This window comes from Lacicoccus qingdaonensis (assembly GCF_900101075.1).
GTDB classification, from domain to species: domain Bacteria; phylum Bacillota; class Bacilli; order Staphylococcales; family Salinicoccaceae; genus Lacicoccus; species Lacicoccus qingdaonensis.
Genome location: NZ_FNFY01000004.1, coordinates 109,117 through 135,418, shown reverse-complemented (window position 1 = coordinate 135,418; position 26,302 = coordinate 109,117). Strand labels below are relative to the sequence as shown.

The following is a 26,302-nucleotide window of genomic DNA, read 5'->3' as shown; positions in this document are numbered from 1 at the left end:
GTATGAAAGATCATAAAGAAGTCGGCTTAACTGCGGATGACGTTAAGGAAATTTACCGTACGATGCTACTGTCGAGGAAAATGGACGAGAGAATGTGGCTGTTGAACAGAGCGGGAAAGCTGCCATTTGTAATATCTTGTCAGGGACAGGAGGCGACACAGGTAGGAGCTGCTTTCGCGCTGGATAAGGAAGTGGATGTACTCAGCCCATATTACAGGGATCTGGCTCTGGTCACACATTTCGGCATGACACCGCTTGAAACCATGCTGTCTGCATTTGCAAAAGAAGGTGACATTCAAAGCGGCGGCCGTCAGATGCCGGGCCACTTCAGTAAAAAATCAAATAATATTTTAACTCAAGGCTCGACAGTGACAACACAGGTACTTCATGCTGTCGGGGCAGCCTATAAATTTAAAATGGATGATGAAAAAAGAGTGGCACTGACCACTTTGGGAGAGGGTTCGACGAGCCAGGGTGATTTCCACGAAGGACTGAACTTTGCAGGTGTTCATAAATTGCCTGTCATCTGCCTGATTGAAAATAATGAATATGCCATCAGTGTGCCTGCACGTCTCCAGTATGCGGCCGAAAAATTGTCTGACAGAGCAGTCGGATACGGCATACATGGCGAACGTGTGGACGGCAATGATCCGTTCGCAGTGTACGAAGTGATGAAAAAAGCACGGGAGAGAGCAATCAACGGAGAAGGTGCATCTCTGATCGAGGCGATGTCCACACGTCTGACAGCACATTCATCTGATGATGATGATTCCTATCGTGCAATCGAAGAACGTGAAAAGAACAAAGAGGCGGACTGCATCGTCCATTTGAAACAGTATATGGTGGAAAATGACATAGCTGAAGATGCATGGTTTTTGGAAATAGAGGACGAGCTTAAAGAGATAATTAAAGATGCGACCAAAAAGGCGGAAGCAGCACCTTATCCAAAAGCGGAAGACGCTCTTAAGAATGTTTACGAGGAGGTAGACAATGGCTAAAATTTCTTATCTCCAGGCAATTCACAATGCATTGAATTTTGAAATGGGGAGAGACGATGACGTTTTCATATTAGGTGAAGATGTCGGTAAAAAAGGCGGGGTATTCAAAGTTACGGAAGGTCTTCAGGAAAAGTACGGCAAATTACGTTGTCTGGATACACCGCTTGCTGAATCAAACATCGTAGGTACCGGCATCGGTGCTGCAATGATGGGAAAACGTCCCGTAGCAGAAATCCAATTTGCCGAGTATATTCTCCCTGCGACCAATCAGATACTTAGCGAAGCAGCAAAAATCAGATATCGTTCAAACGGTGACTGGCATTGCCCGATGGTCATCCGGGCACCATTTGGCGGCGGGATTCATGGCGCTCTGTATCATTCACAGTCCATCGAATCCATATTCGCTTCAACTCCGGGGCTGAAAGTGGTCATTCCATCGACACCGGCTGATGCCAAAGGTCTCCTGATTTCAGCAATCAGGGATAATGATCCGGTACTTTATTTCGAACATAAGAAATCATACAGGCTTTTAAAAGAAGAAGTGCCTGAAGGTGATTACACCGTTCCAATCGGAAAAGCGGATGTGAAACGCTCCGGTGAAGATATTACAGTCATTACTTATGGCCTGTGTGTGAATTATTCACTCCAGGCAGCAGAAAGGCTGTCAAAGGATGGCCATGACGTTGAAATCCTGGATTTGAGAACAGTGTATCCGCTCGATAAGGAAAGTATCATTGCTTCTGCTAAAAAGACGGGAAAAGTACTGCTTGTCACCGAAGATAATCTTGAAGGAAGCATCATGAGTGAAGTTTCCGCAATCATCGGGGAAAATTGTTTATATGATCTGGATGCCCCGATCATGCGCCTCGCAGGTCCGGACGTACCGGCAATGCCTTATTCACCGCCTATGGAAGACTTTTTCATGGTGAATCCTGAGAAAATAGAAGAGAAAATGCTGGAATTAATCGAGCACTAGAGGAGGGGAAACAGTGACTGAAATTAAGATGCCGAAACTTGGTGAAAGTGTTACTGAAGGTACGATAGAAAAATGGCTGGTGTCACCGGGAGATACGATTGAACAGTATGATCCGATCTGTGAGGTCATCACAGATAAGGTGACGGCTGAAGTGCCTTCGGTTTTTGACGGCACAATCGGTGAGCTTCTTGTACAAGAAGGGGAAACGGTCGAGGTCGGTGCACCTATATGTACTATAAAAACAGATGCTGACTCTGCTGATGAACCAAAAACGGAAGAAAGCACTGCTGAAGACTCTGCCGGGACAGCTGAAAAACACAACCCGTCAAAACCACAGGCGTCGAAGACGGATAAACCGAAAGGGGCACGTATTTCACCGGTAGTCATGCGTCTCGCAGGCGAGCATGATATCAACTTGAATCAGGTGACAGGCACCGGGTTCAACGGCCGTATTACGAAGAAAGACATTTTGAAAGTGATCGAAGATCCAACACTGGCAGGAGAAAAATCCAAGGAATCACCTGAGCCAAAAAAACAGCAGACTTCAGAAGCACCGGCTGAAAGCACTCAGGCGGTCCCGGGTGAAGAGATACCGGTCAGCGGTGTCAGGGCTGCGATTGCAAATAAGATGGTCCAGTCTTCCACTGAGATTCCTCACGCGTGGCTGATGATGGAAGTGGATGCAACAAATATGGTCAATACCCGCAATCAGTTAAAGGACAAGTTTAAGGAGACCGAAGGTTTCAACCTGACCTTTTTCAGCTTCTTCGTAAAAGCTGTTGCAGAAACCTTGAAAGAGTATCCGATGCTGAACAGTTCATGGCAGGGTGATAAAATTGTCGTCAATAAGGATATTAATATATCCATAGCTGTAGCAAGCGATGACAAGCTTTATGTGCCGGTCATTAAAAATGCGGATGAGCTCACGATTAAAGGGATAGCGAAGAAAGTAAATGAGCTTGCATCTCTTGGCAGGGAACACAAACTGACCAGTGCCCATATGTCAGGCGGCACATTTACGGTAAATAATACCGGCGCGTTCGGTTCTGTCCAGTCGATGGGTATCATCAACCATCCGCAGGCTGCAATTTTACAAGTCGAGTCCATTGTAAAAAAACCGGTGATCATCGATGATATGATTGCTGTACGCCACATGGTCAATTTATGTTTATCCATCGATCACAGAATACTGGATGGTCTCGTTGCAGGTAAATTCCTGAAACGAGTCAAAGAGAAAATCGAAATGATATCATCGGAGCATACTTCGGTGTATTAACCTTTACAAAGCCAATTTTTACAGATAAACTGAATTTAAAGATAATATTATAAACCTTATCGTATGATAGGGTTTATTTTCATAAGGAGAGATTCGATATGAGCAATATGGATTTTAATTTGTATATGAACGACATTGTCACTACAGCCCGCAGTGAAATGCGCGAGTCCGGATACACAGAACTGACAACACCTGATGAAGTTGATCAGTATTTAAATAAAGAAGGTACATCTCTAGTAATGGTCAACTCAGTCTGCGGCTGTGCCGGCGGAATCGCACGTCCTGCTGCAAAACATGCTTTGAACTATGACAAACTGCCTACCCAGCTGCTGACTGTATTTGCAGGGCAGGATAAAGAGGCTACAGAGCATGTGCGCGACAAAGCACCTGACTACCTGCCGTCCTCACCATCATTTGCACTGTTTAAAGACGGCAAAGTTGTCGATATGATTGAAAGACATGAAATCGAAGGCCATGAGACAATGAGTGTAATTACAAACTTACAGGCATGGTTCGAAGAACATTGCGAAGAAGTATAAAAAAAGAGGTCCTTTAAAGGACCTCATTAATTTAGTCAAACACCTGTCAGCATGCTGACTCCGAACAATAAACCGGATATTACGATCAGAAACACCATAAACCAGATAATAAACAGTCTTACTTTCTTGTTTTGCATTAATATCATCCTCAAATAAATTACTATAAACAGTATATTATACTCGTTTAGGACAATCAATAATTATTGGAAAGGAACTGCTATGAATAACGACCGTTTGATCAAACAGTTTATCGAAATGCTGAAAGTGGATTCAGAGTCAGGAAATGAAAGGGAAATCGCTGATTATTTAAAGAGATATTTTAAAAAATTTGACGTGGAAATCATCGAAGACGATACGATGGAAGTGACCGGCCACGGTGCCGGAAACCTGCTCATCAGGTTAAAGGGAGAACCTTCTGCCGAGCCTGTATATTTCACGGTCCATATGGATACCGTGACACCCGGAGCCGGCATCAAGCCACAGATTGAAGACGGCTATATTGTATCTGACGGTACAACGATTCTTGGAAGTGACGACAAAGCAGGTATCGCAGCAATCATAGAAGCGCTTCATGTCATCTCCGAAAATGATATACCGCATGGTGATATCGAAATCGTCATTACAGTCGGAGAAGAATCCGGGCTGGTGGGAGCGAAGGCTTTCGATACGAATCTGTTAAAAAGTAAGTTCGGCTACGCGATAGATTCCACAGGAAAAGTAGGGACCGTCGTCACTTCCGCCCCGACACAAAGTAAGATAGAAGCACATCTGCATGGTAAAACAGCACATGCCGGGGTGGCACCTGAAGAGGGTGTCAGCGCGGTCAATATCGCTGCCAAAGCGGTCAGTCAGATGACTCTCGGAAGAATAGATGAAGAGACGACTGCCAATGTCGGTCGTATCGAAGGCGGCAGTGCGACGAACATTGTGGCAGACTATGCCTATGTACTGGCTGAAGCACGCAGTTTAAGTCCTGAGAAGATGGATCGACAGGCTGCTCATATGAGAGAAGCTTTTGAAAATGCGGCACAATCACTCGGAGGCAGGGCTGAAGTCAGCATTGAACTGATGTATGACCACCTTCATGCAGAATTGGATTCTGAAGTCGTAACGACAGTCCAGCAGGCCATTGAAAATATCGGCCGTGAGGCAGATTTCATTTCCCTCGGGGGAGGCAGTGACGGAAATGTCTTTAACGGCAAAGGTACCCAGACAGTTGTTTTAGGTCTTGGGTATGAAAACATTCACACGACTTCTGAAAGAATACCGGTTGAAGAACTGGTCAAAGCTGCAGAATTAGTCGTTGAAATAATAAAAGTACAGCATCAGAAAAAATGAAAAGAATAATGCTGTGCTGTCAATATCGGCATTGGATAAATACGTTTATAAACAACTCCCCCTTATGGATGCAGGAATCCATAAGGGGGGTTCTATTTTTACTCGAGTGACTGCCAGACCTGGAGTTTGGAATCTGAATAATCCACATCAAACGGGCTCTTGATCACTTCGATGGAGAAGTTGCAGTTCAAGTCTCTGTTCATCTTAAAACGCCATCTTCTGAAAATATACTGATATATATCTTCGATCAGCGGCCCGGCTTTGCCAGTACCTTCAAATATGGTGAAATCGCTTGACTCAGTATAAGTTTCATTAAATGGTGTAGCATCTATAGAACTCACCCCGATCATCAGTTCCATTTCATCTTTGACGACTCTTTCATGCATGATGATACCTTTGACCTGACCGGTATTATAATTTAACAGTTCATCGATGACACCGTCCTTCTCAAGTTGTTTTAACATTGACAATTTTTCTTCACGGCTGTAATCATTGATTGAGAAGTATTGAGTGATTCCAACAATCCTGAAACTGCCCACATATACAGTCTTTGTCGGATATTTTGGTGAATCGACAGGGACTATTTCAAATGTGATTCTTTCCAGCAGATCCAGCTGTCTGATATATCTCTCTGTTTCATAAGGGGAGATGCCCATTGTATTTTTGTATAGATCTTTGAACTCATCGACATTCCTATAGCCGTAATACTTGGCAATATCTATCAGTCTGCGGTGACCTTCGTAAAGCTCATAGGCTACTTCGGTCATTCTTCTTTTGTGCTGGTATTCGTAAGGTGTCATACCGACCAAAGAAGTGAAGATGGTTATAAAAGATTTCGGTTCTACACCGAGGTCATACAGTGCTTCATTATAATCTATCCGTTCCCTTAAGTGATCTTCTATATATATTATAAATTTTTCAATGAAATTTACAGTTTCCATAGTACCTGATGCCACCTTCATAATTCTTTTGCTCTTCTAATTATTATTTCACTGTCATCTTAAAAAAACAATAATTATGATATAATTGAGCAATCAATATAAAAAGGTGATTTTATGCAGCTTACAGTCCTCGGATCAGGCGCCGGCCTGCCGTCAAAAAAAAGAAATACACAGAGTTATATATTGGATGCCATAGATGAAAGTAATCAATATATACTGATAGACGCCGGTGAAGCGCTTCAGCACCAGATTTTACATACCAATATAAAACCATCCAAAATTAAAAACATCTTCATCACACATATGCATGGTGATCATATATATGGGCTGCCTGGTTTTTTATCTTCCAGAGCACATCAGGGCGGTGAAAACCTTCCGCTGACAATTTATGGACCTAAAGGTCTGAAAGAATGGCTGAAGGTTACATTTGAAATCAGCTGCTCCAGACTGAATTATCCTTTGAATATCATCGAGGTCGAACATAATACTCAAATAGAAATTGACAAGTTCAAAGTGGATGTCCATCTACTGGACCATACCATAGACAGCTACCTTTACGTATTCAGGGAAGAAAATAAAAAAGGCGCACTGAATACGGAAAAACTTAAAGAAATAGGCATAAAGCCGGGTCCGATATACGCTGATATAAAAAATTCGTCCGTCTTTGAATATGAAGGAATATCGTATAACACGGAAGATTTCATAGGACCGGAAATCAAAGGGCGTAAAATATCCATCCACGGAGATACCCGTATAGTATCAGACAGCGAATATCTGTCTTTGATAGACAGCAGTGATCTGATCGTCCATGAAGCGACATATCTGGATAATGAAAATGAAAAAGCACACCAGTATTTCCATTCGGAAATATCAGGTGTGCTGAATAACTTCAATGATATCAGCTACGGTCACCTTCTGCTCTCACATCTGAGCAACCGTTATGAAGAAGAGTTTCTGCTACGGCTGGATGGGGAACTGCCCCCTAATGTCTATCTTGCCCATGATTTTTTCCAACTTCCCATTTTACATAATTCTCAAGGAAGTAAGTGACTTTGTCAATATACGCCTGCTGATTGCGGTTGAAACTTTCGACATGGCCACCACGTCCAGGGTACCAGGCAACTTTGGGCCCTTCTTTTTTATTATAAAGTTCTTCAGTCTGCTGGTAAGGTATGAATCTGTCATTTTTGGAATGGATGAACAATATCGGCTGTTTTATCTTATCGACCACTCTTATCGGTGAAACTTTGTATAATGAGAATTTACTTCTGAACCTGAAAAACAGGTTGGTGACGATCAGTACAAGAGGCGATGCCATTCTGGAATATTGTCCAAAGATGAATGTCAGCTGATCTGCAAACTTTGAAAATGAAGCATCCGAAATATAGAATTTCGCCTTGTTCGAAAGTTCGCCTGCATAGAGCAGAACGGTAGCCGCACCCATCGATTCACCATGAATGCCGAAATCGATATCTTCACCGTAATGTTCATGAAGATAATCGACGACCGTTTCCAGATCATACTTTTCGTAAAATCCGTATGTGGAGTGGATGCCGCCGGTGTTGCCATGCCTTCTGGCATCATAGATTACACAGTTGTAACCCATTTCCACAAACATATTCAAATACTTGATGGAGCTGACTTTGTTCTCTGTGACACCGTGGCAGAGCACAACCCATTTGTTGGTATCATTCGGATAGACGAATATCGCATTTATACTGTAATTAAATCTTGAGGGAATTAGTATATCATCCTGCGGCAGCTTCTTAAATTCATCCAGGTTGATTCTTTTTGCTCTTGTTTCCCTGCGTTTAATGACTTCAACATCCCTCAGTTTAAAAAACAGCGTCTGGGTCGAAGCGTAATAACCGAGCGATACTACAATAGTAACGATGGACAGTATACCTGTCCAAATCCATATTCCTATATTTTTCATATTCTATGTTCCTCATATCTTAGCTTTTTGAATTTTTGAAGTATTCCGCTGAAATCAGAACTGTTAATTTCCAGTGATTTTCTGTAACTATCCATATTATTCTCAAGCTGTTCCAGAGTGCTGACACCGCTCACTATAATATTTGCAGAATCAAGAATATATCTGTAGGACAGTGCAGTCAAATCATCTGATACTTCCATCAATTCACCCAGTATTGCATTCAATTCATCGGATGAATAATTAAACATACCATCCGGGAATTTATGTTGCAAGACTTCAGCAGACTTCTGTGTAAATAATCCCTGCATCAAAGGTCCTCTTGCCATTACTACCACATCTTCAAGAGAAGTCATCAGTTCGAGCGGCCTGTTGTCGATCGGATTGAACTGGAGCATCAGAGTGTCAATATTACTGTTTCTTATATAGTAATCAATGACATTCGGACGGATGGAGGACAGTCCGTAACTTTTGATGATGCCTTCGGCTTTTAAATCTTCGAATGCTTCGATCGTTTCATCCTTGTCATCTTCGATTGTTCCGCCATGCAGCTGATAAAGGTCTATACTGTCCACATTCATTCTGTGAAGAGAATTTTTGACCTGTCCCTTTATATATTTGGCTGTCGGATTCCAGCCGATTTTCTGCTGCAGATGCCGGTCGAATTCGTTGCCGACTTTTGTACCAATCGTAAAATCATGGCGACTCCTGTACCTGCTCAGTATTTTTCCTGTAACTTCTTCGTTTCTGCCAAATTGATACAAATCTGCAGTATCAAAATAATTGATGTTCTCTGACAGTGCATATTCTATAATTTCTTCTGTCTTTATTTCATCTTCCAAAGGTAAATTCATACAACCCAAAGCCACTTGAGAAAGTATGAGGTTATTATTGGATTGGACATTTATCATTTCATAAAACTCCTTCATATGATTCACTATGATGATTATATCAATACTTCAATATAAATTTGAACATTTTCATAATCTTTTTATTTTCAGTGTCTTTTTAAAGGTCTGTATTTAATGATATAGTTAAGAAAATAAACAGTCTAGGAGCTTACATATGACTAACAATGAATCATTTGAACATTTGAGAGAAAAAGTGATGAATTCAAAAGAAATATTTAATGGTAAAATTATAAAAGTGACACATGATGATGTTTTACTTCCAAACGGCAATGTTTCAAAAAGGGAAGTCGTGCATCACAATGGCGCAGTCGCAATCATTGCTGTACATGAAGAACATCTGTACTTTGTGAGGCAGTACAGAACGCCGACAGGCGAAGTGATTTTAGAAATACCGGCAGGTAAGGTGGAAGAGAACGAGGCGCCTGATGAAACTGCAAAAAAAGAATTGAAAGAAGAGATAGGTGCTGTCAGCTCCGACATCAGAAAGCTGTATGAATTTTACACGGCACCGGGCTTTGCCAGCGAATTGATCCACTTGTACATTGCCGAGGATATCAGGCTGGAAGACCAGGCTCTTGAAAATGATGAATTTTTGGATATTGTTAAAATACCACTCAGTTCATTGAAAGAAAACCTTGAAAAAGGGTATTTTCGTGATGCCAAAACCATAATTGCTGTACAATATATATTATCAAATTTATGATTCTCAATTAGAGTAATAATTATTTATAATTATTATTAATAACTTTTAATCCTCTTGAAAGTTTTGTATAATGTATATTGATAAAAGATTAAAGTAGGTGGCGTCGTGGAAAAAAGAATACAGCATATAAAAGAAGCCCTTCATGATGCGCGATATAAATTGACACCACAGCGTGAAGTGACACTTCGGGTATTACTGGAAAATGAAAGTGATCATTTAAGCGCGGAAGATGTTTTCATGAAAGTTAAAGATAAATACCCTGAGATCGGGCTTGCTACTGTATATCGCACTTTGGAACTGCTTAATGAATTGAAAATCTTAGACAAGATCAATTTTGGAGATGGTGTGTCAAGATATGACCTCCGTAAAGAAGGGGCTGAACATTTTCACCATCATCTCGTCTGTATCAACTGTGGTTCTGTCGAGGAGATTGAAGAGGACCTGCTCGGGGATGTCGAGAAAATAGTTGAAAGTGATTTTCAGTTCAAAATTACAGATCATCGTCTGACTTTTCATGGCATATGCAGAACGTGCACATCAAATGTGGAGAACACGGACAATGATTGATGTATATGTTGATGAATATATTACCTTCCTGAAAATTGAAAAAGGTCTGAGTTCTGCTTCACTCAGTTCCTACAGACAAGATTTGAAGCATTATACAAATTATTTGGCAGACAACAATATCAAATCTCTGGATAATGTGGATACTGAAGTATTGATTCAGTTTATCAAGTTCCTTACAGACAAGGGGCTGAGTGCACAAACCATCTCCAGAACGCAGTCAACATTAAGGAATTTCCATCATTTTTTACTTAACCAGAACATTATTGAGGTGAATCCCGCAGTAAAGCTGACTGCAGTCAGAGGAGAAAAGAAACTGCCCGAGTATTTGACGATTGAAGAAATGGAAATCCTGCTGAATACACCCGATGCATCTCCGGCAGGGCTGAGGGACAACACCCTGATGGAAGTCCTCTATGCATCAGGTATCCGTGTGAGTGAACTGATCAGTATTAAAAGGGCGGATATCAATACGGAAATGGGCTTCATCCGGGTCAGCGGCAAAGGAAGCAAGGAAAGAATAGTGCCCATTACAGATTTTGTCGCAAAAAAACTCGATCACTATGTGGCCGAAGTCAGACCCTATCTGCTTAAAACAGACGATAATGATGACCTTTTCATCACTAACAGAGGACGGGGCTTCACCCGTCAGGGACTGTGGAAAACTATAAAAAAATATGAGCTGCTGAGCGGCATCAGGAAAAATATCACACCGCACACTTTCAGGCATTCTTTCGCTACCCATCTGATTGAGAACGGGGCCGATCTGAGGGCTGTTCAGGAAATGCTCGGCCATTCGGATATCAGTACCACTCAAATATATACGCAAATATCAACCACTAAAATTCGTGAAATGTATAAACAATTTCACCCGAGAAAGTAGGATTATATGTTTAAAAGAATACATTTAATAGTATTGGATTCAGTCGGTATCGGCGCACAGCATGATGCAAAAGAATTTGGGGACGAAGGTACACATACACTTAAACACCTCCTGGAAGATTCTCCGGTTACTTTGGGGAACCTGGAAAAACTGGGTCTTGGCTGCATAGATGAGCTGCCTGGTGTAGGCTGTCCTGAAACCACTCAGGCCTTTTACAGTAAAATGGCTGAACTTTCGCAGGGCAAAGATACCATGACGGGTCATTGGGAAATTGCAGGCCTGCATATCGATAAACCGTTCAAAGTATATCCTGAAGGTTTCCCGGAAGAGTTACTGGATAAAATCAGAAAGGCGACAGGCCGGGAAATTGTTGGGAACATTCCTGCAAGCGGGACTGAAATCATTAAAGATTATGGAGAAAATCAGCTGGAAACGGGCGATCTGATTGTTTACACTTCTAATGACCCTGTGCTTCAAATCGCAGCGCATGAAGAAGTGATTCCTCTTGAGGAACTTTATGAAATTTGTGAAAAAGTGAGAGAAATGACCAAAGATCCTGAATTTCTGGTGGGCAGAGTCATTGCAAGGCCGTTTGTGGGAACAAATAAAAAAGACTTTACAAGAACCGAAAACAGACATGATTATGCCCTGGAGCCATTTGGTAAAACAGTTCTGAACGCTTTGGAAGAGTCGGGCAAAGACGTCATCGGTATCGGTAAGATCAATGATATTTTCACCGGTTCAGGGATTACTGATTCCGTCAGAACAAAAAATAACGATGACGGCGTAGATAAATTGCTTGAAGTCATGGACCGCGAATTTGAGGGCATGTCATTTTTAAACCTAGTTGACTTCGATGCCTTGTACGGACACCGAAGAGATCCGGCAGGTTATTCGAATGCCCTGAAAGAATTTGACGAGCGCCTGCCTGAAATCACTGCGAAACTGCAGGATGACGATCTTCTTATCATTACAGCAGACCATGGGAATGACCCGACGCACACAGGCACCGACCACACAAGGGAATATGTACCATTACTGATGACTTCTAAGAGAGACTTGAATTTTGGTCCGCTGCGCAACAGTGATACATTCAGTGATCTTGCTGCTACAATCGCAGAGAACTTCGATATTCAATATGAAACAAAAGGTAAAAGCCTGCTGGGCGAGTTGAAGTGACATGAGAAACAGAAAACTCGTTTTTATTTTAATACTGATTTTTGCATTGGCTTGGGGAATTTCATACTGGGTATTTTTAGTGTGAAAAATTGAAAAACTGCGGACAAATCATTGTTGTTTGTCCGCAGTTTTTAGTTTGCAGGCGTCAATCTTTTCTGCGCTTCTTCAATCGATTGGCATTCCTTACATTGATAATTTCACTGCGGTCTCTTAACCGGTGTTTTTCTACAAGCATTATGCTGGTTTTATGAAGGTTTTTAATATATTCCAGAAATTCCTCGTAAGATACATCGGGCATGGCAAAAGAATGCAGCTTTCTGTACATATCATCCGTCAATGGGAGTTGCAGCGGCTTGAAGTTTACATAATCTATATTATGTAAACGATTTCCGATGATATTTTTTATTGTGCTTTTTAGGCCGTATTCATTATAATCAATCGGTCTGCTGTTCAGTCTGTCCACAGCACGGTTATATATTTTCTTTGCACCATAAAGGTTGTTCCTGCGGTAGTGATACTCGGCAGTGGAAACTTGTATAAAAAATACTTCATCAAGATTTTTAGTAAAATTTTCTTTTGATTTCCACGAGTCTTCCATGATTTCATGGCATTCAAAGTAATCTTGCTTTATAATAAATTCGTTATAGTAATTTAACAAAGTAATTTTATCCATAAACATTCTCCAAAATTGAGGTTTTAGTATGCTTACCTATGAGGTTAGATTAGATATTTTTGAAGGTCCTCTCGACTTGCTGTTACACTTGATCAAGGAACTGGAAATTGATATATACGATATCCCGATGGCAACATTGACCGAACAGTACATGGAATACATAAACCAGATGAAAGAACTGGAGATCAATGTAGCCAGCGAATATCTGGTGATGGCCAGCGAACTTCTGAAAATAAAAAGTTTCATGCTGCTTCCGGAACCTGCAGCCGTTGAGGAGGATTATGAAGATCCGAGGGAACAACTGCTTGAACAGCTGCTGGAATACCAGAATTATAAGGAATACGCCGAAGAGCTTCATAATCTCAAGCTCGAAAATGATAAAACATTTATCAAACCGCCACATGATCTTGAGGAAAATGATGACAGCGGCGAAGATCTCTCATTAAATCTATCACACTTGCTGGAAGCATACCAGAAAGTCAGAATGCGTGTTTCCCTGAATCAGCCGCAGACTGTGACAATCAGACGTGAAGTCGTTTCAAGAGAGCAGGCAGAGTTTTATATAGATAAAAGATTCGAACAGAAGAATTCCCTCGGTTTTTCCGAGCTTTTCAGTTTCAATGAATCAAGGCCGATGGTCGTGGCAGTATTTATAGTCATCCTTGACTGGGTGAAATCACATAAGATGATGATTCACATTTCGGAGGATGGGAATCATCAGTTTGAAAGGCAGTAATACTCATGGAGAAAATAGATATAATAGAAGGGCTCCTGTATATCGCGGGTGATATCGGACTGACTGAAGAACAGCTCATCATGCATGTTCCGATAACAAAACAGCAGCTGTACAATGAAGTCGAAAATTATGAAAAACCGCATTTGTCCATCAGCAGACATGATCAGCGCTACTTTTTAAAGACGACCGCCGGCATGGAGAAATATATTGACAGAATACTTCAGGATAAACCTAAAAATAAGCTGTCCCAGGCAGCACTTGAAGTCTTATCCATCATTGCGTACAATCAGCCGGCGTCCCGTGCCATGATAGAAGAACTGCGTGGTGTGCAGTCTGACGGCCCAATATCCACATTGATGAATAAGAACCTGATTTTAAAGAAGAATCTGGAGAACGAACGGGCTGCACATTTTGTCACCGGAGAGACATTTCTGCAGGTCTTCGGACTGAAGAGCTTGGAAGATCTGCCGACACAGGACGACATTAAAGAGCAGGAAGAAATCGATCTGTTCTTTAATAATTTAAAGGAGGAAGAGCATGACAAATGAAGTACGTTTACAAAAAGCAATAGCCGACAGCGGAGTGACATCACGACGTAAAGCTGAGGAACTGATAACCGGCGGCAGGGTCAGTGTAAATGGAACGATTATAACTGTACTCGGCACGAAAGTGACAGACAATGATAAAGTCGAGGTCGACGGGGTGCCATTAACCAAAGAAGAGAAAGTATATATTTTATATTATAAGCCTTCCGGTGAAATATCGGCGGTTGAAGATGATAACAACCGCAGAACGGTCACTTCAAAATTTGAAGGGCTTGGTTTAAGGATCTATCCGGTCGGAAGACTGGATTATGACACATCCGGCATACTGCTTCTGACCAACGACGGTGAATTCACACAATACATGACCCACCCAAAATTTGAAGTGACAAAAACATACAGGGTAAAAGTGGACGGCATACTGAAGAGGCACCAGCAGAAAGAAATGGCGAAAGGCTTACAGCTTGAAGACGGGAAGACGGCTCCGGCTGGCATCGAGATCATCCGGGATAAAAAAGACAGAAATATGATATTGGATGTGACAATACATGAGGGGCGCAACCGCCAGGTCCGCAGGATGTTCGAGTATTTTGACCTGGAAGTGCTTAAATTGACACGCATTAAATACGACTTTTTAGATCTGGATAAACTGAGTGAAGGCGAGTACAGATTTTTAAAGCCTCATGAAGTAAAAAAATTGATTGCCAACGCTAAAGGATGACCGGCTGATTGTCATAATACTGTCAAACCGTACTAATTATATGAATGCTATAATAAATAGAGCTAAAATTGTTACGGCAGGTGAATTTTATGAAGAAAAAGACAAGAAATATACTTCGTACAAGTATCATTTTAAGTATAGTCATATTATTAGGCGTTACATTATGGTTCAACCTGACATCCGATTCACAGGCAATACAAGTCGGGGACGATGCGGTGGATTTCCAGCTTGAAACTTTAAATGGAGAAGAAATGCAGCTCTCGGAAATCAACGAGGATAAAGGTGTCATATTGAATTTCTGGGGCACATGGTGTGAACCATGCCGCGAAGAAATGCCCGATATGAATGAAATCTATAATGAAGGTCATGAAGACTATGAAATTGTTGCTGTCAACGTTTCCGAAGGTGAACAGCAGATCAACCAGTTCCTGTCCAGCCTCGATGAAAACTTAAGCTTTCCAATTGCTCTGGACAGTAACAGGGATGTGACCAAAGCTTACCAGGTCGGGCCATTGCCGACGACCATCGCAATAGATAAAAATGGTGTAGTAGTTGAAAAGCAGGAGTATCAGCTGACGACGGATGATATATATAGTTTTATAGAACAATCGACATCGGAATAGGATGAAATTCAATGGAATTAAAAGAAATAAAATGTGGATCCTGTGGTCATGTCAATCCACCGGGCACCCAGCTGTGCCAGTCTTGCGGGAAGATGATCAACAGCGACTACGATAAAAAGAAAATAAAGGACCTTATGCGCTATGACGGCAGTGCGATACGTTCTAAAACGCGTTCAACAAGTATTTTTGACAAAATATGGATCTTTTTTACATCCATAAAAGTCGGGGTTTCCATCATATTGATCATTGCGATATCAGCATCAATCGGCACACTTTTCCCTCAGGAATACTTTATACCGGTCGGATCCGATCCTTTACAGTACTATACTGAAAACTACGGAACTATAGGCAGACTTTATTACGAACTCGGTTTTCATAATTTATATTCTTCCTGGTGGTTTATCATTCTGATCGGTATGCTGGCATTATCCATTATTGCTGCAAGCATCGACAGAGGTTTGCCACTGCTCAAATCATTAAGGAATCAAAGAGCCAAAAAGCATCCGTCCTTTTATAAGCGACAGCGTTTAAATCTGCATCAGGAGAATGTATCAAATACTGGAAGTGTCATCGAAGAACTGAAGAAAAAAGGATACAAGCATAAAGCCGACGGCAGCCATCACCTTCTTGAAAAAGGCTGGCTCTCCAGATGGGGACCCTACATAAACCATACCGGCCTTATTATACTTCTATTTGGAAGTATGCTGAGATTTTTCCCGGGCATGTATGTGGATGAACTCGTTTATATCACTGAAGGAGAGACGGTCCAGATTCCGGAAACCGGAGGTCAGTATTATGTAGAGAACAATGATTTCATAGTTGATATGTATGATGAAAATGCAGGTACAGTGTTTGATGATACGCTCCAGAATACAAATGAAATGGTGACGAGCAACTACCAGACAGACATCACTTTCTATGAGAATCAAAACAAGGATGTAATCGGAGCATCACCAGATCTTAAAAAAGTAGAGGATTACAGCATCCAGGTGAACCACCCATACCGTTTTGACCAGTTTGAACTTTATCAGTCGAGTTATGATAACTCACAGATGAAATCCATGACGTTCCAGCTTGAGGACAGCAATGGAGAAGTGGTTGGGGAACAGTTCACCGTCAATCTGGACAACCCTGAGCAGTCTTATGACATTGGTGAGGGCATGGAAGTGAATATGCGTGCCTATGCACCGGACTTTGTGGAAATTGATGAGAATGGCGCTCTGATATCAGAAACACCGGTTGCAACGAATCCGGCATTTGTCTTTGAAGTGACAGATGGTGATTCAAGTGAACTCAGCCTGCTTCAGGTAATGTTGTCAACCGATATCACACAGGATAACGAGTACAGCGTCAAGTTCGTTGAAAATGAAAACCATTGGGCAACGGTCCTTACCTTGAAGAAGGATCTTACGCTGCCAATCATAGCAACAGGCTTCGTCATTTTCCTGATCGGCCTTACCATTGGCTCATATATCAACCATAGGCGTATATGGATCAATGATGAAGATGGATTCAATATCAGTGCACATACAAATAAGAACTACTTTGGATTGAAGAAAGATATCGACCCGATATTAGAGAAAAATGGATATGAACACATCTTTGACAGAGACGCCAAAGATCAAAACGAGAGCGTCAACACTGATGAGGAGTAATAATTATGGAATCAACAATGTTATCAATAAGTAATGGAATGATTACCACAGCGTTCTTTATTCTTTTAGTAGCGCTGGTACCACTTGCAGTGAGTATTAAAAGTAAGAAGAAAAGATCTGAATATATAGCGATTACTATGACTGTAGTAGCTTTTATTATGCAAATTGGGTATTTTATACTAAGATGGGTAGCAACGGGACACGCTCCGGTATCCAACATGTATGAATTCATAGCAACATTCTCAATCATGCTGATATTAGGTTATTTAATCACCTACCATTATTATAAAACGAAAGTTTTAGGTTTATTCGCAATACCAGTTTCTTTACTACTGATTGCCTACGGAAGTTTATTTTCTACGGACGTGAATCCGTTGATTCCTTCCCTTCAGAGTAACTGGCTGGCAATACATGTAATTACCGTGTCAATTTCATACGGTATTCTATCTATGAGTGCTGTTGCAGGTTTGATCTATTTACTGAAAGCCATTCCGGAAACTGAGAAATCACTCAGGGCGCGTACGCTTGAACTGATCATGGCAGGGATTGTAGTTGTACTGGTTTATATCGGTACGACACTGGTCATGCAGGGCGCAGTGGGTTACAGCGATGAATTCATGTATACCGATCAGCGTGGAGAGACGATGATTGCAGACTACCATCTGCCAAGCCTCATCAACTACTCCGAAGCAATTCCTGTTGAGCATGTTGGAGATCAACAATATGAAGAGGCAGATCATTTCACTACGGGAATCGAACTGCCGCCGGTAATCAACTCGCAATCGTTGAACACAGTCATATGGTCGATCATACTCGGCTTCACTGTTTATGGAATACTGCGCCTGATCTTAAGAAAACGTCTGCTCGCATTTGTCAAACCTTTTGCTAAGAGAGCTGATTTGAACCTGATGGATGAAATCGGCTACCGCTCGGTCATCATAGGTTTCCCATTGTTTGCGCTCGGCGGGATTTTCTTTGCAGCCATATGGGCTCAAATAGCGTGGAGCAGGTTCTGGGGCTGGGATCCGAAAGAAACCTGGGCATTCATTACGTTCATGTTCTATACTGTGTTCCTGCACTTGAGGCTGAACCGCGGGTATGAAGGTGAAAAATCTGCGTGGCTTGCAGTGATAGGTTTCATATTGATACTCTTTAACCTGATTGCGATAAACTTGATTGTTGCAGGGCTTCATTCATACGCATAGCTAGAAAAGAGGGTTGAAATGACTGAAAAAATTCTAATTGTAGATGACGAAGAAAGAATAAGAAAATTGCTCAATATGTATCTGGTCCGTGAGGGCTATGATATTACAGAGGCTGAAAATGGCGAGGAAGCACTCGAGCTCGCAATGGAAAATGACTACAACTGTATACTGCTGGACCTGATGATGCCCAAGATGGATGGCATCGAGGTCGCCGGCAGACTGCGGCGCACGAAGTCGACTCCGATTATCATGCTGACAGCTAAAGGTGAAGAAAATAACCGGGTAGAAGGATTTGAAGTCGGAGCGGATGACTATATAGTCAAACCATTTTCCCCGAGAGAAGTTGTGTTACGCGTAAAAGCAATACTGCGCCGTTCTTCTGAAACCACGTTCATCAATCAGGAAGCGACTGCAAAAGATGTCATTGTCTATGAGCATCTTGTCATAGATAATGATGCACACCGCGTCCTTGCCGATGACCATAAAGTTAATCTGACACCAAAAGAGTATGAATTATTACTGTTTCTTGCGAAAAGTCCCGATAAAGTCTTCGATCGTGAAGAGTTATTGAAAGAAGTCTGGCATTATGACTTCTACGGTGATCTTAGAACTGTCGATACACACGTAAAACGTTTGAGAGAGAAATTGAACAAAGTATCTCCGGAAGCAAGCCGCATGATTCATACTGTCTGGGGCATCGGTTATAAGTTTGAGGTAAATGAATCGTGAAATCATTAAATAGCCTTGTTTCTAAACTGTGGTTGACCATTATTTTAATGGTGACTGCAGTTTTAATTATATTAACCATCGTATTAATATTTTTCTTCAGAAGCTACGTCTTCAATTCGACCGAAACGATTTTAGAAGAGGATATAGAAAGAGTAGAGGAGATACTGCTTACCGAACATGATATAGACAGTTCCGAAACCAGCAATCCCAATCTGCTGATGGAGGATAATCTTATCATCCTATATGACAATGAATCTGTTTTACCTATGTCGCCTATAGATGAAGAGATTTACAACAGGATCAACATCGAAGGACTGACAGAGTCTACATTCATACTGGATGATTTATACGACAGCATGTATATGATCAAGACTTCAAATCTGACAAGATACTTTGATGAGGATATTAAAATTATAAAGTACCGTGACCTTGATGCTGTGAACCAGTCGATCAGCGCGATTACAATGATTATGTTCGTCACTACTGGCATACTGATCATCGGTACTACAATTTTTGCATTTTTATTACTTAACAGAATCACCCAGCCGCTCACCAAACTAAAGACCGCCGCATACAATACTTCCCGGGGTAAATATAAACCTCTGAAAGTGCGGAGCCGGGATGAAATAGGAGAGCTGACCCTGGCATTTAATAAAATGAACCAGGATATTAAAAACAATATCGAAACCGTACTTCATGAAAAAAATCTCAGGGAAGAAATATTTTCCTCGATGGAGGAAGGTGTGCTGTATTTCGATACTGAGAGTGAACTGATATACAGCAATGCCAAAGGCAATTCCATCTATAAGACATTGACATCCAATGACCACGAAAAAGAATTATTCATGGACAGTGTGTTAAACATAGTTAAAACGAAAGTCTCTCAGATAGAAAGATTGAACATTACCAATAAACATTACCAGGTGTCATATACAGCAGTCGTCAGCGGCAATAAGACATATGGTGTCATCGTTCTGATCAGGGACATCACCGAGATTGTCAAGACTGAAACGATGCGTTCTGATTTCATTGCCAACGTATCACATGAGCTGAAAACACCGATGGTCATGCTGAGCGGATATTCAGAAGCGATTCTGGATGAAATCGTCACTGAACCGGAAGAAGTCAAAGAAATGATTAAAATCATCAAAGACGAATCCGACAGAATGAACAAGCTTGTGAATGAATTGATCACAATCGCGAGAATGGACAGCGGTGCTGATCTGCTTGATATTTCAAATAATGATCTGATGGCACTGATCAGCGATATCAGTTTCAAATTTAAACACGAAATGAATAATAAAGAAATCATATTCAAAGTGGACGCGGAAAAAGACAGTGTAACCTTCGACTTTGATTATGGTAAAATAGAGCAAGTCATAAATAATCTGCTCGACAACGCAATCCGCTATACAGAGCCGGATGATAAAATCACTTTGAAGGTCCGTGACATCGGAGAGGAAATCGTCATTTCAGTCGAAGACACGGGCATCGGTCTTAAAGAAGAACACCAGAACCGTATTTTTGAGCGTTTTTATAAAGTCGATGAGTCAAGAACACGGGGAAAGCATGGTACAGGTTTAGGCCTTTATATCGTTTCGTCGATTATAAAAAGACATGAGGGGACGATTGATCTGAAAAGCGAGTACGGCAAGGGTACAATTTTTGAAATTACCCTGCCGAAAAGTCACAGTATGGAATAGAGGAATGCCAATGGACAGAAACCGTTTAAGAAAATTAATCATCATCAGTATACTTTCAGCAATCTCATTCGTGCTGCTGCTCGTGCAGTTCCCGATACCATTCATACCACCTTATCTGACTGTGGATTTATCTGATATCCCTGCTTTTATAGGATTTATGATGTATGGCGGTGCAGTCGGGTCACTGATCATCATTTTGAAAATATTGATATATGGTCTGCTGGCTGCGAGTGAGCCGATTGGACCTCTGGCAAATCTGATTGCGTCATTTTCATTGCTATTGCCGGTATTTTTTATTTATATGAGAAAGAGGACGACGAAATCTTTGATCATCGGATTTATATCCGGTACGGTCACTTTGACGATTATGCTGTCACTTTTGAACTATTTTGTTCTGCTTCCGCTGTACGGCATGATTGTCGACCAGACAGATATCATTGAAAACCTGAGGATAATCGTCACTGCGGGAATCATTCCATTCAATATCATCAAGGGTATCATCGTAGGACTGGTTGCATTTGTCATTTATAAAAAGCTGCTGCCCAAATTGAAAAGACTTTAAAAAAAGAGGCGGTTTTCACCGCCTCTTTTAACTATTCGAATTTTATCGGATCGCCGTCAAACGGTTCTTCTGCAACTTTTATGGAGTCTGTCGGACATCCGTAAAAAGCGTCGTGCAAATCGTCGTGCAGTTCCTCAGGAACCGCCCGGGTTCCTTTATTATCATCTAAAATGACATATGCGATGCCATCATCATCATAATCATATATATCAGGAGCAGAGGCACCGCATGCCCCGCAAGCAATGCATGTATCCATATCAACGATGGTGTACTTTTTTTCAGCCATGCCTTCACCTCATTACAAAGACTTCTATATAATTTTATGATGAACATGCATCTTTTTCAATTAAACAACTTTTATTTGGCACAAAACATACATTGGACTGATAATGCTTTAAAATTCACACAAATAATAATATAATATACATGTAAGATTCAAGGTTGAGGAGAATGTCCAATGAAAGACGATTTTTATAAAGATATCGAACATAAACGTTCGCAGGAAGAGACGGCACAATCCAAAAAGAAAACTAAAAATAAAGAGAAAAATGATAATGCGAAAAAAGAAGAACCGACAATGAAACGCAGTGCCAAATATAAAGAGAAAGAAAATACAAGTAATCAATCCAATCAGGTCTACGATAAATTCAAAAAATACTTAAACAAAGAAAATCTAAATAAGAGCAAGGCCTTTTTCGCCGGTAAATTCGCTACTTATAACAAGCGATTCAATAACGAATTGAAAACAACGAAAGAAAAATTAAATGAGTTAAGAAAAAAACCGCAAAGCCAGAACAATGCTTCGGCTGAAGAACATCAGGAAGAGGATTCCAGGAAAAAAGGACTCATACCGATGATCATCGGCGGAATCATCATAGTACCGATTACAATAATTCTCGCATTTCTGATCATCAGCAATTTCTGGCCGTCAAATGACGGGATGGAGCTCGCTACCGAAGAAAACAATGCCGAAGAAAGTCAGGATGAAGAAGAGGTCAATGATGAACTGGACGAACAGCGCTTTGAAATGGAAAGGCGCATGGCTGAATCAAGGGAAGAGGATAACGGAGATTCAGAAGAAAACCAGTCAGATGAAGGTGAGGATTCAGAGGAGTCCGGAAACACCGAAGGTGACCTCGCGACAGGAGATATAGAAACCGAGTACAGCGATGAGGAAGTATCCATGCTGGAAGATGTTGCAGATGATGCAATCGAAGATAAAGAAAGCGGAAGCTCCGATGACAGCAGCAGTGAAACGGAAGATCAGACTGAAGAAGAGTCGTCCCAGCAGCCAGAGGATTCTGAGCAGGAACAATCACCAGAGGAATCAACACAGGACGAATCCGAGAGTGCTGATGAAAGCAGTGAAGAAAATACCGAAGAGGAATCCGCAGGCGAGACCCATGTCGTCACGAGTGAAGATAACTTATATCAGATTGCTTTAAGATACTATGGTGATGGCGGTTCGGAGTATGTACAGAGAATACGTGATGCCAACGGCATCAGCGGAAATGATATTAACGAGGGTCAGGAACTGATAATACCTTGATGAACGGGACAGTCACATGAAATATTATGAAACCATAGTCGTCGTCGCGGGGCCCTGTGGTCTCGCCGCTGCAATTCATCTGGAACAAAATAACATTGAGTATCTGGTGATTGAAGAAGGCAACATTGTAAATGCCATCTATAATTATCCGACACATCAGACATTCTTTTCTTCGTCAGAAAAACTGGCGATCGGGGATTTTCCTTTTATCACAGAGGCGCATAAACCTAAAAGGAACCAGGCACTTGTATATTACAGGGAAGTGGTCAAACACTTTGGTCTGAACATTAATACTTATGAAAAGGTTACTTCTGCAAGAAAGTCTGAAGACGGCTTTACTGTAGAAACCTCCAAAGGTCAGTATAAGTGCAGATTCCTGATTATAGCAACCGGCTATTACGGTCAGCCCAACAAATTGGATGTACCGGGTGCGGGGAAGGAGAAAGTCTTCCACTACTTTAAAGAGGCGCATCCTTTTTTCAATCAGCATGTGCTCATAATAGGCGGTAAAAACTCAAGTGTGGATGCTGCCATCGAACTTGAAAAAGCAGGGAGCCATGTAACCATCGTCTATCGTGGCAATGATTATTCCAAAAGCATCAAACCATGGATTCTGCCCCAGTTGAAATCGCTGATCAAACAAGGGAAAGTGGCCCATTACTTTAATGCGGAGATGATGGATATCAAGGATGACTCGGTCATTTTCAGTACGGATGAGGGGACAGTTGAGATCAAGAACGATTTTGTATTCGCAATGATCGGCTATCATCCTGACTACCGCTTTTTGAAATCACTCGGCATAGAACTCGAAGAATATAGAAATGGTCTGTCACCGGTACATGATCCTGAAACTATGGAAACGAATGTTGATGATTTATATATTGCAGGAGTCATAGCCGCAGGTAATGATGCCAACATGATTGTCATCGAAAACGGCCGTTTTCACGGCAGCCGAATCATTAAAGATATTTTAAGAAAGAAGTCGCACATATAAAAATACGTCCGGAAATATTTCCGGACGTATTTTTATGCTTCAAAAGCATTTTTGATTTCATCTTTTTTCAGGTTGGAAAGGGCGAGCATCAATTTAAGCCTCGCCTTCGGTCCGTTCAGACCATTCGAAAATATGATGCCCATTTCTTTCAGTTCGTATCCGCCGCCATGATAATCATAATAACTTCCCACAATGCCGTTGAAAGACCTTGAAACGATGACGGTTGTAATATCCGCTGCTGTCACAGCATCAAGTCCGTCCATCGCACTCGGAGGAAGGTTGCCCTGGCCGAGCGCTTCAATGATCAGACCATCATAGCCTGACTGGATGATTGCATTGAAGAAAGTTTCATCCAGGCCGACATGAGCTTTTATCAAGGCAACTTTTATTTCACTGTCGACAGTGGAATATTTATCTTGATGTTTGATGGAGTGGTGATAGTGTACGTTATCCTTCGTCAAAAATCCGATGGGGCCGTGATTTGGACTTTGAAAGGTTGCGACATTCGAGGTATGTGTTTTAGTGACGAATCTTGCCGTATGTATTTCATCATTGAAAACGACGAGCACACCTCTGTCTTTGGAATCCGTAGAGAGAGCTGCCCTGAGGCCCGATAAATAATTATACATGCCGTCGCTCCCGAGTTCGTTGGATGACCGCATAGCCCCTGTAATGATCACAGGCTGTTCCATATTCAGAGTAAGATCGAGAAAAAATGCAGTTTCTTCCAGTGTGTCAGTACCATGAGTGATGACATAGCCTTCATACTCCCCCCTGCTATCTTCTATGATCTTTTTGATTCCATCCATATCATCTATGGTAATGTGTGGCGACGGTTTTTTTATAGGATAAATTTCAGAGATGTCCACATCATCATCCAGGTGTCCTTCAATCTTCAAAGGATTTTCTTCATTTTCACTGATTACACCGTCTTTTTCAGACATACTGATAGTACCGCCCGTATGTATCGCCAGAATTTTTTTCAACTTTTATGCACCTCATAATTAAATTTGTTTGAAACTTGATAAAAGCATATCTATTATTAAGTTTAAGTATGAATCTATGATAAAATAAACAAGAATAATGAATCAAGGCAGGTAACCATCTCATGATTAATAAAATTAATATCGCCATTGACGGCCCGGCCGCCGCTGGAAAAAGCACAATCTCCAAGCGTGTAGCCGAACAATTGAATTACATTTACATTGACACAGGTGCAATGTACAGAGCAGTAACATTATTATACATAGAAAACGGAAAAGATATCATCAATAATCTCGGCAATGTTGAAATATCTTTCAAAAGACAAGACTCAAACCGTGTATTCCTGAACGACAGGGATGTGACTGATGAAATCAGATCACAGGCGGTAACTGCGAATGTAAGTGAAGTTTCAAGCTTCGAAGAGGTCAGGAACTACCTTGTCGCCATGCAGCAGAAAATAGGGCTTGAAAAAGGTGTTGTAATGGATGGCAGAGATATCGGTACGACTGTGCTGCCCGATGCCGAATTGAAAATATTCATGCAGGCATCCCCGAGAGTGAGGGCAGAGCGTCGCCTGCTCGAAGAAAAGGCGAGAGGTAACAATATCGACCTGGATAAACTCACATCTCAGATCATCAGACGTGATGAACTCGATATGAGCCGTGAAATCTCACCGCTGGTGCAGGCTGATGATGCGGTACTGCTGGATACTACCGAACTGTCCATTGAAGATGTCGAAGCACATATTTTATATTTGGCTAAGCAGAAGATAGGAGTAGAGTAATATGCTATATAAAGTCGTAAGAGCAATTGTAAAAAGGTTTTATCATACAAGATTCAAGGTGACTGTCATCGGGGAGGAAAGGATACCGGATTCGGGCCCTGTTCTCATCTGCAGCAATCATATGTCGGAGTTTGATCCGCCGCTGGTGGCAGTCAGTACAAAGCGTGAGATGTCTTTCTTTGCAAAGTCGGAACTTTTTAAAATACCAGTTCTCGGAAATCTGATTGGACGTCTCAATGCCATACCTGTGGACCGCGGTAAAGGTGACAGACAGGCATTGAAAAAATCCGTCGAAGCTTTGAAAGAAGGCAATATGCTTTTGATATTCCCTGAGGGCAGCCGGACTAAGGACGGAAAACTTCAGGATCTCCAGCAGGGTGCAAGCTTCATTGCCGTCAAAGGCGGAGCGAAAATCGTACCTGCGGCAATCAAGGGCAGTTATAACCGTCAAAAAGGCATTACGCTGGTATTTGGCAGACCGATTGATGTAAACGGATTGGTTGAAGAGGGGAAAAACCGTAAGGATGTAACATTGAAATTGAAAGAAGAAATTAATAATTTGTTATTATCATAACAATTACTTGACAAATCAGCATATTTA

General features: G+C 41.5%; 29 protein-coding genes. 23 read left to right on the top strand and 6 right to left on the bottom strand.

Annotated elements, in window-relative coordinates; all coding sequences use genetic code 11:
• The first annotated feature begins 2 nt into the window (after positions 1–2).
• The 5 genes from BLR15_RS04130 (at position 3) to BLR15_RS04110 (ending at position 5,127) form a co-directional block, all read left to right on the top strand.
• A complete protein-coding gene (locus tag BLR15_RS04130; RefSeq protein WP_092984958.1) occupies positions 3–998 on the top strand; it encodes a thiamine pyrophosphate-dependent dehydrogenase E1 component subunit alpha in 996 nt (331 codons plus the stop codon).
• Positions 991–1,974 (top strand): alpha-ketoacid dehydrogenase subunit beta, encoded by a 984-nt coding sequence (locus BLR15_RS04125; protein WP_092984956.1) that lies wholly within the window; start codon positions 991–993, stop codon positions 1,972–1,974. The genes BLR15_RS04130 and BLR15_RS04125 overlap by 8 nt, the downstream gene beginning before the upstream one ends.
• Before the next feature lie 28 nt (positions 1,975–2,002).
• A complete protein-coding gene (locus tag BLR15_RS04120) occupies positions 2,003–3,250 on the top strand; it encodes a dihydrolipoamide acetyltransferase family protein (protein ID WP_092985030.1) in 1,248 nt (415 codons plus the stop codon).
• A 107-nt stretch (positions 3,251–3,357) separates the two neighbouring features.
• The gene (locus BLR15_RS04115) at positions 3,358–3,789 is read left to right on the top strand and encodes a BrxA/BrxB family bacilliredoxin (RefSeq protein ID WP_092985028.1); all 432 of its coding nucleotides are present in this window, start codon (positions 3,358–3,360) and stop codon (positions 3,787–3,789) included.
• A gap of 219 nt (positions 3,790–4,008) precedes the next feature.
• Positions 4,009–5,127, top strand: coding sequence for a M20/M25/M40 family metallo-hydrolase (locus BLR15_RS04110; protein WP_092984954.1), 1,119 nt, complete (start codon positions 4,009–4,011; stop codon positions 5,125–5,127).
• 98 nt (positions 5,128–5,225) lie between these two features.
• On the opposite strand, the gene BLR15_RS04105 is transcribed toward BLR15_RS04110, so the two are convergent.
• A complete protein-coding gene (locus BLR15_RS04105; RefSeq protein WP_092984952.1) occupies positions 5,226–6,068 on the bottom strand; it encodes a helix-turn-helix domain-containing protein in 843 nt (280 codons plus the stop codon).
• Positions 6,069–6,182: 114 nt separating this feature from the next.
• On the opposite strand from BLR15_RS04105, the gene rnz reads away from it, so the two are divergent.
• Positions 6,183–7,118, top strand: a complete 936-nt coding sequence (rnz, locus tag BLR15_RS04100; protein WP_092984950.1) for a ribonuclease Z — start codon at positions 6,183–6,185, stop codon at positions 7,116–7,118.
• Here rnz and BLR15_RS04095 read toward each other — a convergent pair.
• Together BLR15_RS04095 and BLR15_RS04090 are read right to left on the bottom strand one after the other, a co-directional pair.
• Positions 7,051–8,004 (bottom strand): alpha/beta hydrolase, encoded by a 954-nt coding sequence (locus tag BLR15_RS04095; RefSeq protein WP_092984948.1) that lies wholly within the window; start codon positions 8,002–8,004, stop codon positions 7,051–7,053. The two genes, rnz and BLR15_RS04095, sit on opposite strands and share 68 nt — an antisense overlap.
• On the bottom strand, positions 8,001–8,855 hold the full coding sequence (locus tag BLR15_RS04090) for an aldo/keto reductase (RefSeq protein WP_245696569.1): 855 nt from the start codon (positions 8,853–8,855) through the stop codon (positions 8,001–8,003). The genes BLR15_RS04095 and BLR15_RS04090 overlap by 4 nt, the downstream gene beginning before the upstream one ends.
• 211 nt (positions 8,856–9,066) lie before the next feature.
• On the opposite strand from BLR15_RS04090, the gene BLR15_RS04085 reads away from it, so the two are divergent.
• The 4 genes from BLR15_RS04085 to deoB all read left to right on the top strand — a co-directional run bounded on the left by BLR15_RS04085 (position 9,067) and on the right by deoB (position 12,241).
• Entirely contained in the window at positions 9,067–9,615 is a 549-nt protein-coding gene (locus tag BLR15_RS04085; RefSeq protein ID WP_092984944.1) for an NUDIX hydrolase, read from the top strand.
• A gap of 105 nt (positions 9,616–9,720) precedes the next feature.
• Positions 9,721–10,182: a ferric iron uptake transcriptional regulator gene (gene fur, locus BLR15_RS04080; RefSeq protein WP_092984942.1), complete on the top strand. Its 462-nt coding sequence runs from the start codon at positions 9,721–9,723 to the stop codon at positions 10,180–10,182.
• Complete coding sequence (xerD, locus tag BLR15_RS04075) at positions 10,178–11,062, top strand: site-specific tyrosine recombinase XerD (protein WP_176754056.1); 885 nt, start codon at positions 10,178–10,180, stop codon at positions 11,060–11,062. Before fur ends, xerD begins: the two co-directional genes overlap by 5 nt.
• Positions 11,063–11,068: 6 nt before the next feature.
• Complete coding sequence (gene deoB, locus BLR15_RS04070) at positions 11,069–12,241, top strand: phosphopentomutase (RefSeq protein WP_092984938.1); 1,173 nt, start codon at positions 11,069–11,071, stop codon at positions 12,239–12,241.
• 145 nt (positions 12,242–12,386) lie between these two features.
• On the opposite strand, the gene BLR15_RS04065 is transcribed toward deoB, so the two are convergent.
• The gene (locus BLR15_RS04065; protein WP_176754047.1) at positions 12,387–12,914 is read right to left on the bottom strand and encodes a DUF309 domain-containing protein; all 528 of its coding nucleotides are present in this window, start codon (positions 12,912–12,914) and stop codon (positions 12,387–12,389) included.
• 28 nt (positions 12,915–12,942) lie between these two features.
• On the opposite strand from BLR15_RS04065, the gene BLR15_RS04060 reads away from it, so the two are divergent.
• From BLR15_RS04060 to BLR15_RS04020, 9 genes are all read left to right on the top strand, one after another.
• Positions 12,943–13,650 (top strand): segregation and condensation protein A, encoded by a 708-nt coding sequence (locus tag BLR15_RS04060; RefSeq protein ID WP_092984934.1) that lies wholly within the window; start codon positions 12,943–12,945, stop codon positions 13,648–13,650.
• Positions 13,651–13,655: 5 nt separating this feature from the next.
• Positions 13,656–14,198, top strand: a complete 543-nt coding sequence (gene scpB, locus BLR15_RS04055; RefSeq protein ID WP_092984932.1) for an SMC-Scp complex subunit ScpB — start codon at positions 13,656–13,658, stop codon at positions 14,196–14,198.
• Entirely contained in the window at positions 14,188–14,913 is a 726-nt protein-coding gene (locus BLR15_RS04050; protein WP_092984930.1) for a pseudouridine synthase, read from the top strand. The genes scpB and BLR15_RS04050 overlap by 11 nt, the downstream gene beginning before the upstream one ends.
• 89 nt (positions 14,914–15,002) lie before the next feature.
• Positions 15,003–15,536 carry a thiol-disulfide oxidoreductase ResA gene (resA, locus tag BLR15_RS04045; protein ID WP_092984928.1) on the top strand — a complete coding sequence of 178 codons (534 nt, stop codon included), beginning with the start codon at positions 15,003–15,005 and terminating at the stop codon, positions 15,534–15,536.
• Between the two features lie 11 nt (positions 15,537–15,547).
• Entirely contained in the window at positions 15,548–17,191 is a 1,644-nt protein-coding gene (locus tag BLR15_RS04040; RefSeq protein ID WP_092984926.1) for a cytochrome c biogenesis ResB family protein, read from the top strand.
• A gap of 5 nt (positions 17,192–17,196) precedes the next feature.
• Positions 17,197–18,396 carry a c-type cytochrome biogenesis protein CcsB gene (ccsB, locus tag BLR15_RS04035; protein WP_245696566.1) on the top strand — a complete coding sequence of 400 codons (1,200 nt, stop codon included), beginning with the start codon at positions 17,197–17,199 and terminating at the stop codon, positions 18,394–18,396.
• An 18-nt stretch (positions 18,397–18,414) separates the two neighbouring features.
• Positions 18,415–19,125, top strand: a complete 711-nt coding sequence (locus BLR15_RS04030; protein ID WP_092984922.1) for a response regulator — start codon at positions 18,415–18,417, stop codon at positions 19,123–19,125.
• Between the two features lie 32 nt (positions 19,126–19,157).
• Complete coding sequence (locus tag BLR15_RS04025; RefSeq protein ID WP_245696564.1) at positions 19,158–20,828, top strand: ATP-binding protein; 1,671 nt, start codon at positions 19,158–19,160, stop codon at positions 20,826–20,828.
• A gap of 10 nt (positions 20,829–20,838) precedes the next feature.
• Entirely contained in the window at positions 20,839–21,390 is a 552-nt protein-coding gene (locus BLR15_RS04020) for an ECF transporter S component (RefSeq protein WP_092984918.1), read from the top strand.
• 31 nt (positions 21,391–21,421) lie between these two features.
• On the opposite strand, the gene BLR15_RS04015 is transcribed toward BLR15_RS04020, so the two are convergent.
• Positions 21,422–21,676, bottom strand: coding sequence for a ferredoxin (locus BLR15_RS04015; protein WP_092984916.1), 255 nt, complete (start codon positions 21,674–21,676; stop codon positions 21,422–21,424).
• Between the two features lie 171 nt (positions 21,677–21,847).
• Here BLR15_RS04015 and BLR15_RS04010 point away from each other — a divergent pair, with 171 nt between their 5' ends.
• Entirely contained in the window at positions 21,848–22,939 is a 1,092-nt protein-coding gene (locus BLR15_RS04010) for a LysM peptidoglycan-binding domain-containing protein (protein ID WP_092984914.1), read from the top strand.
• A 16-nt stretch (positions 22,940–22,955) separates the two neighbouring features.
• A complete protein-coding gene (locus BLR15_RS04005) occupies positions 22,956–23,933 on the top strand; it encodes a YpdA family putative bacillithiol disulfide reductase (RefSeq protein WP_092984912.1) in 978 nt (325 codons plus the stop codon).
• A 32-nt stretch (positions 23,934–23,965) separates the two neighbouring features.
• Here the strand turns inward: BLR15_RS04005 and BLR15_RS04000 are convergent, their stop codons facing one another.
• Positions 23,966–24,919 (bottom strand): asparaginase, encoded by a 954-nt coding sequence (locus tag BLR15_RS04000; protein WP_092984910.1) that lies wholly within the window; start codon positions 24,917–24,919, stop codon positions 23,966–23,968.
• Between the two features lie 125 nt (positions 24,920–25,044).
• Here BLR15_RS04000 and cmk point away from each other — a divergent pair, with 125 nt between their 5' ends.
• Together cmk and BLR15_RS03990 are read left to right on the top strand one after the other, a co-directional pair.
• Positions 25,045–25,701 (top strand): (d)CMP kinase, encoded by a 657-nt coding sequence (cmk, locus tag BLR15_RS03995; RefSeq protein ID WP_176754054.1) that lies wholly within the window; start codon positions 25,045–25,047, stop codon positions 25,699–25,701.
• A 1-nt stretch (position 25,702) separates the two neighbouring features.
• Positions 25,703–26,275, top strand: coding sequence for a lysophospholipid acyltransferase family protein (locus BLR15_RS03990; RefSeq protein WP_092984906.1), 573 nt, complete (start codon positions 25,703–25,705; stop codon positions 26,273–26,275).
• The last annotated feature ends 27 nt before the right edge of the window (positions 26,276–26,302 follow it).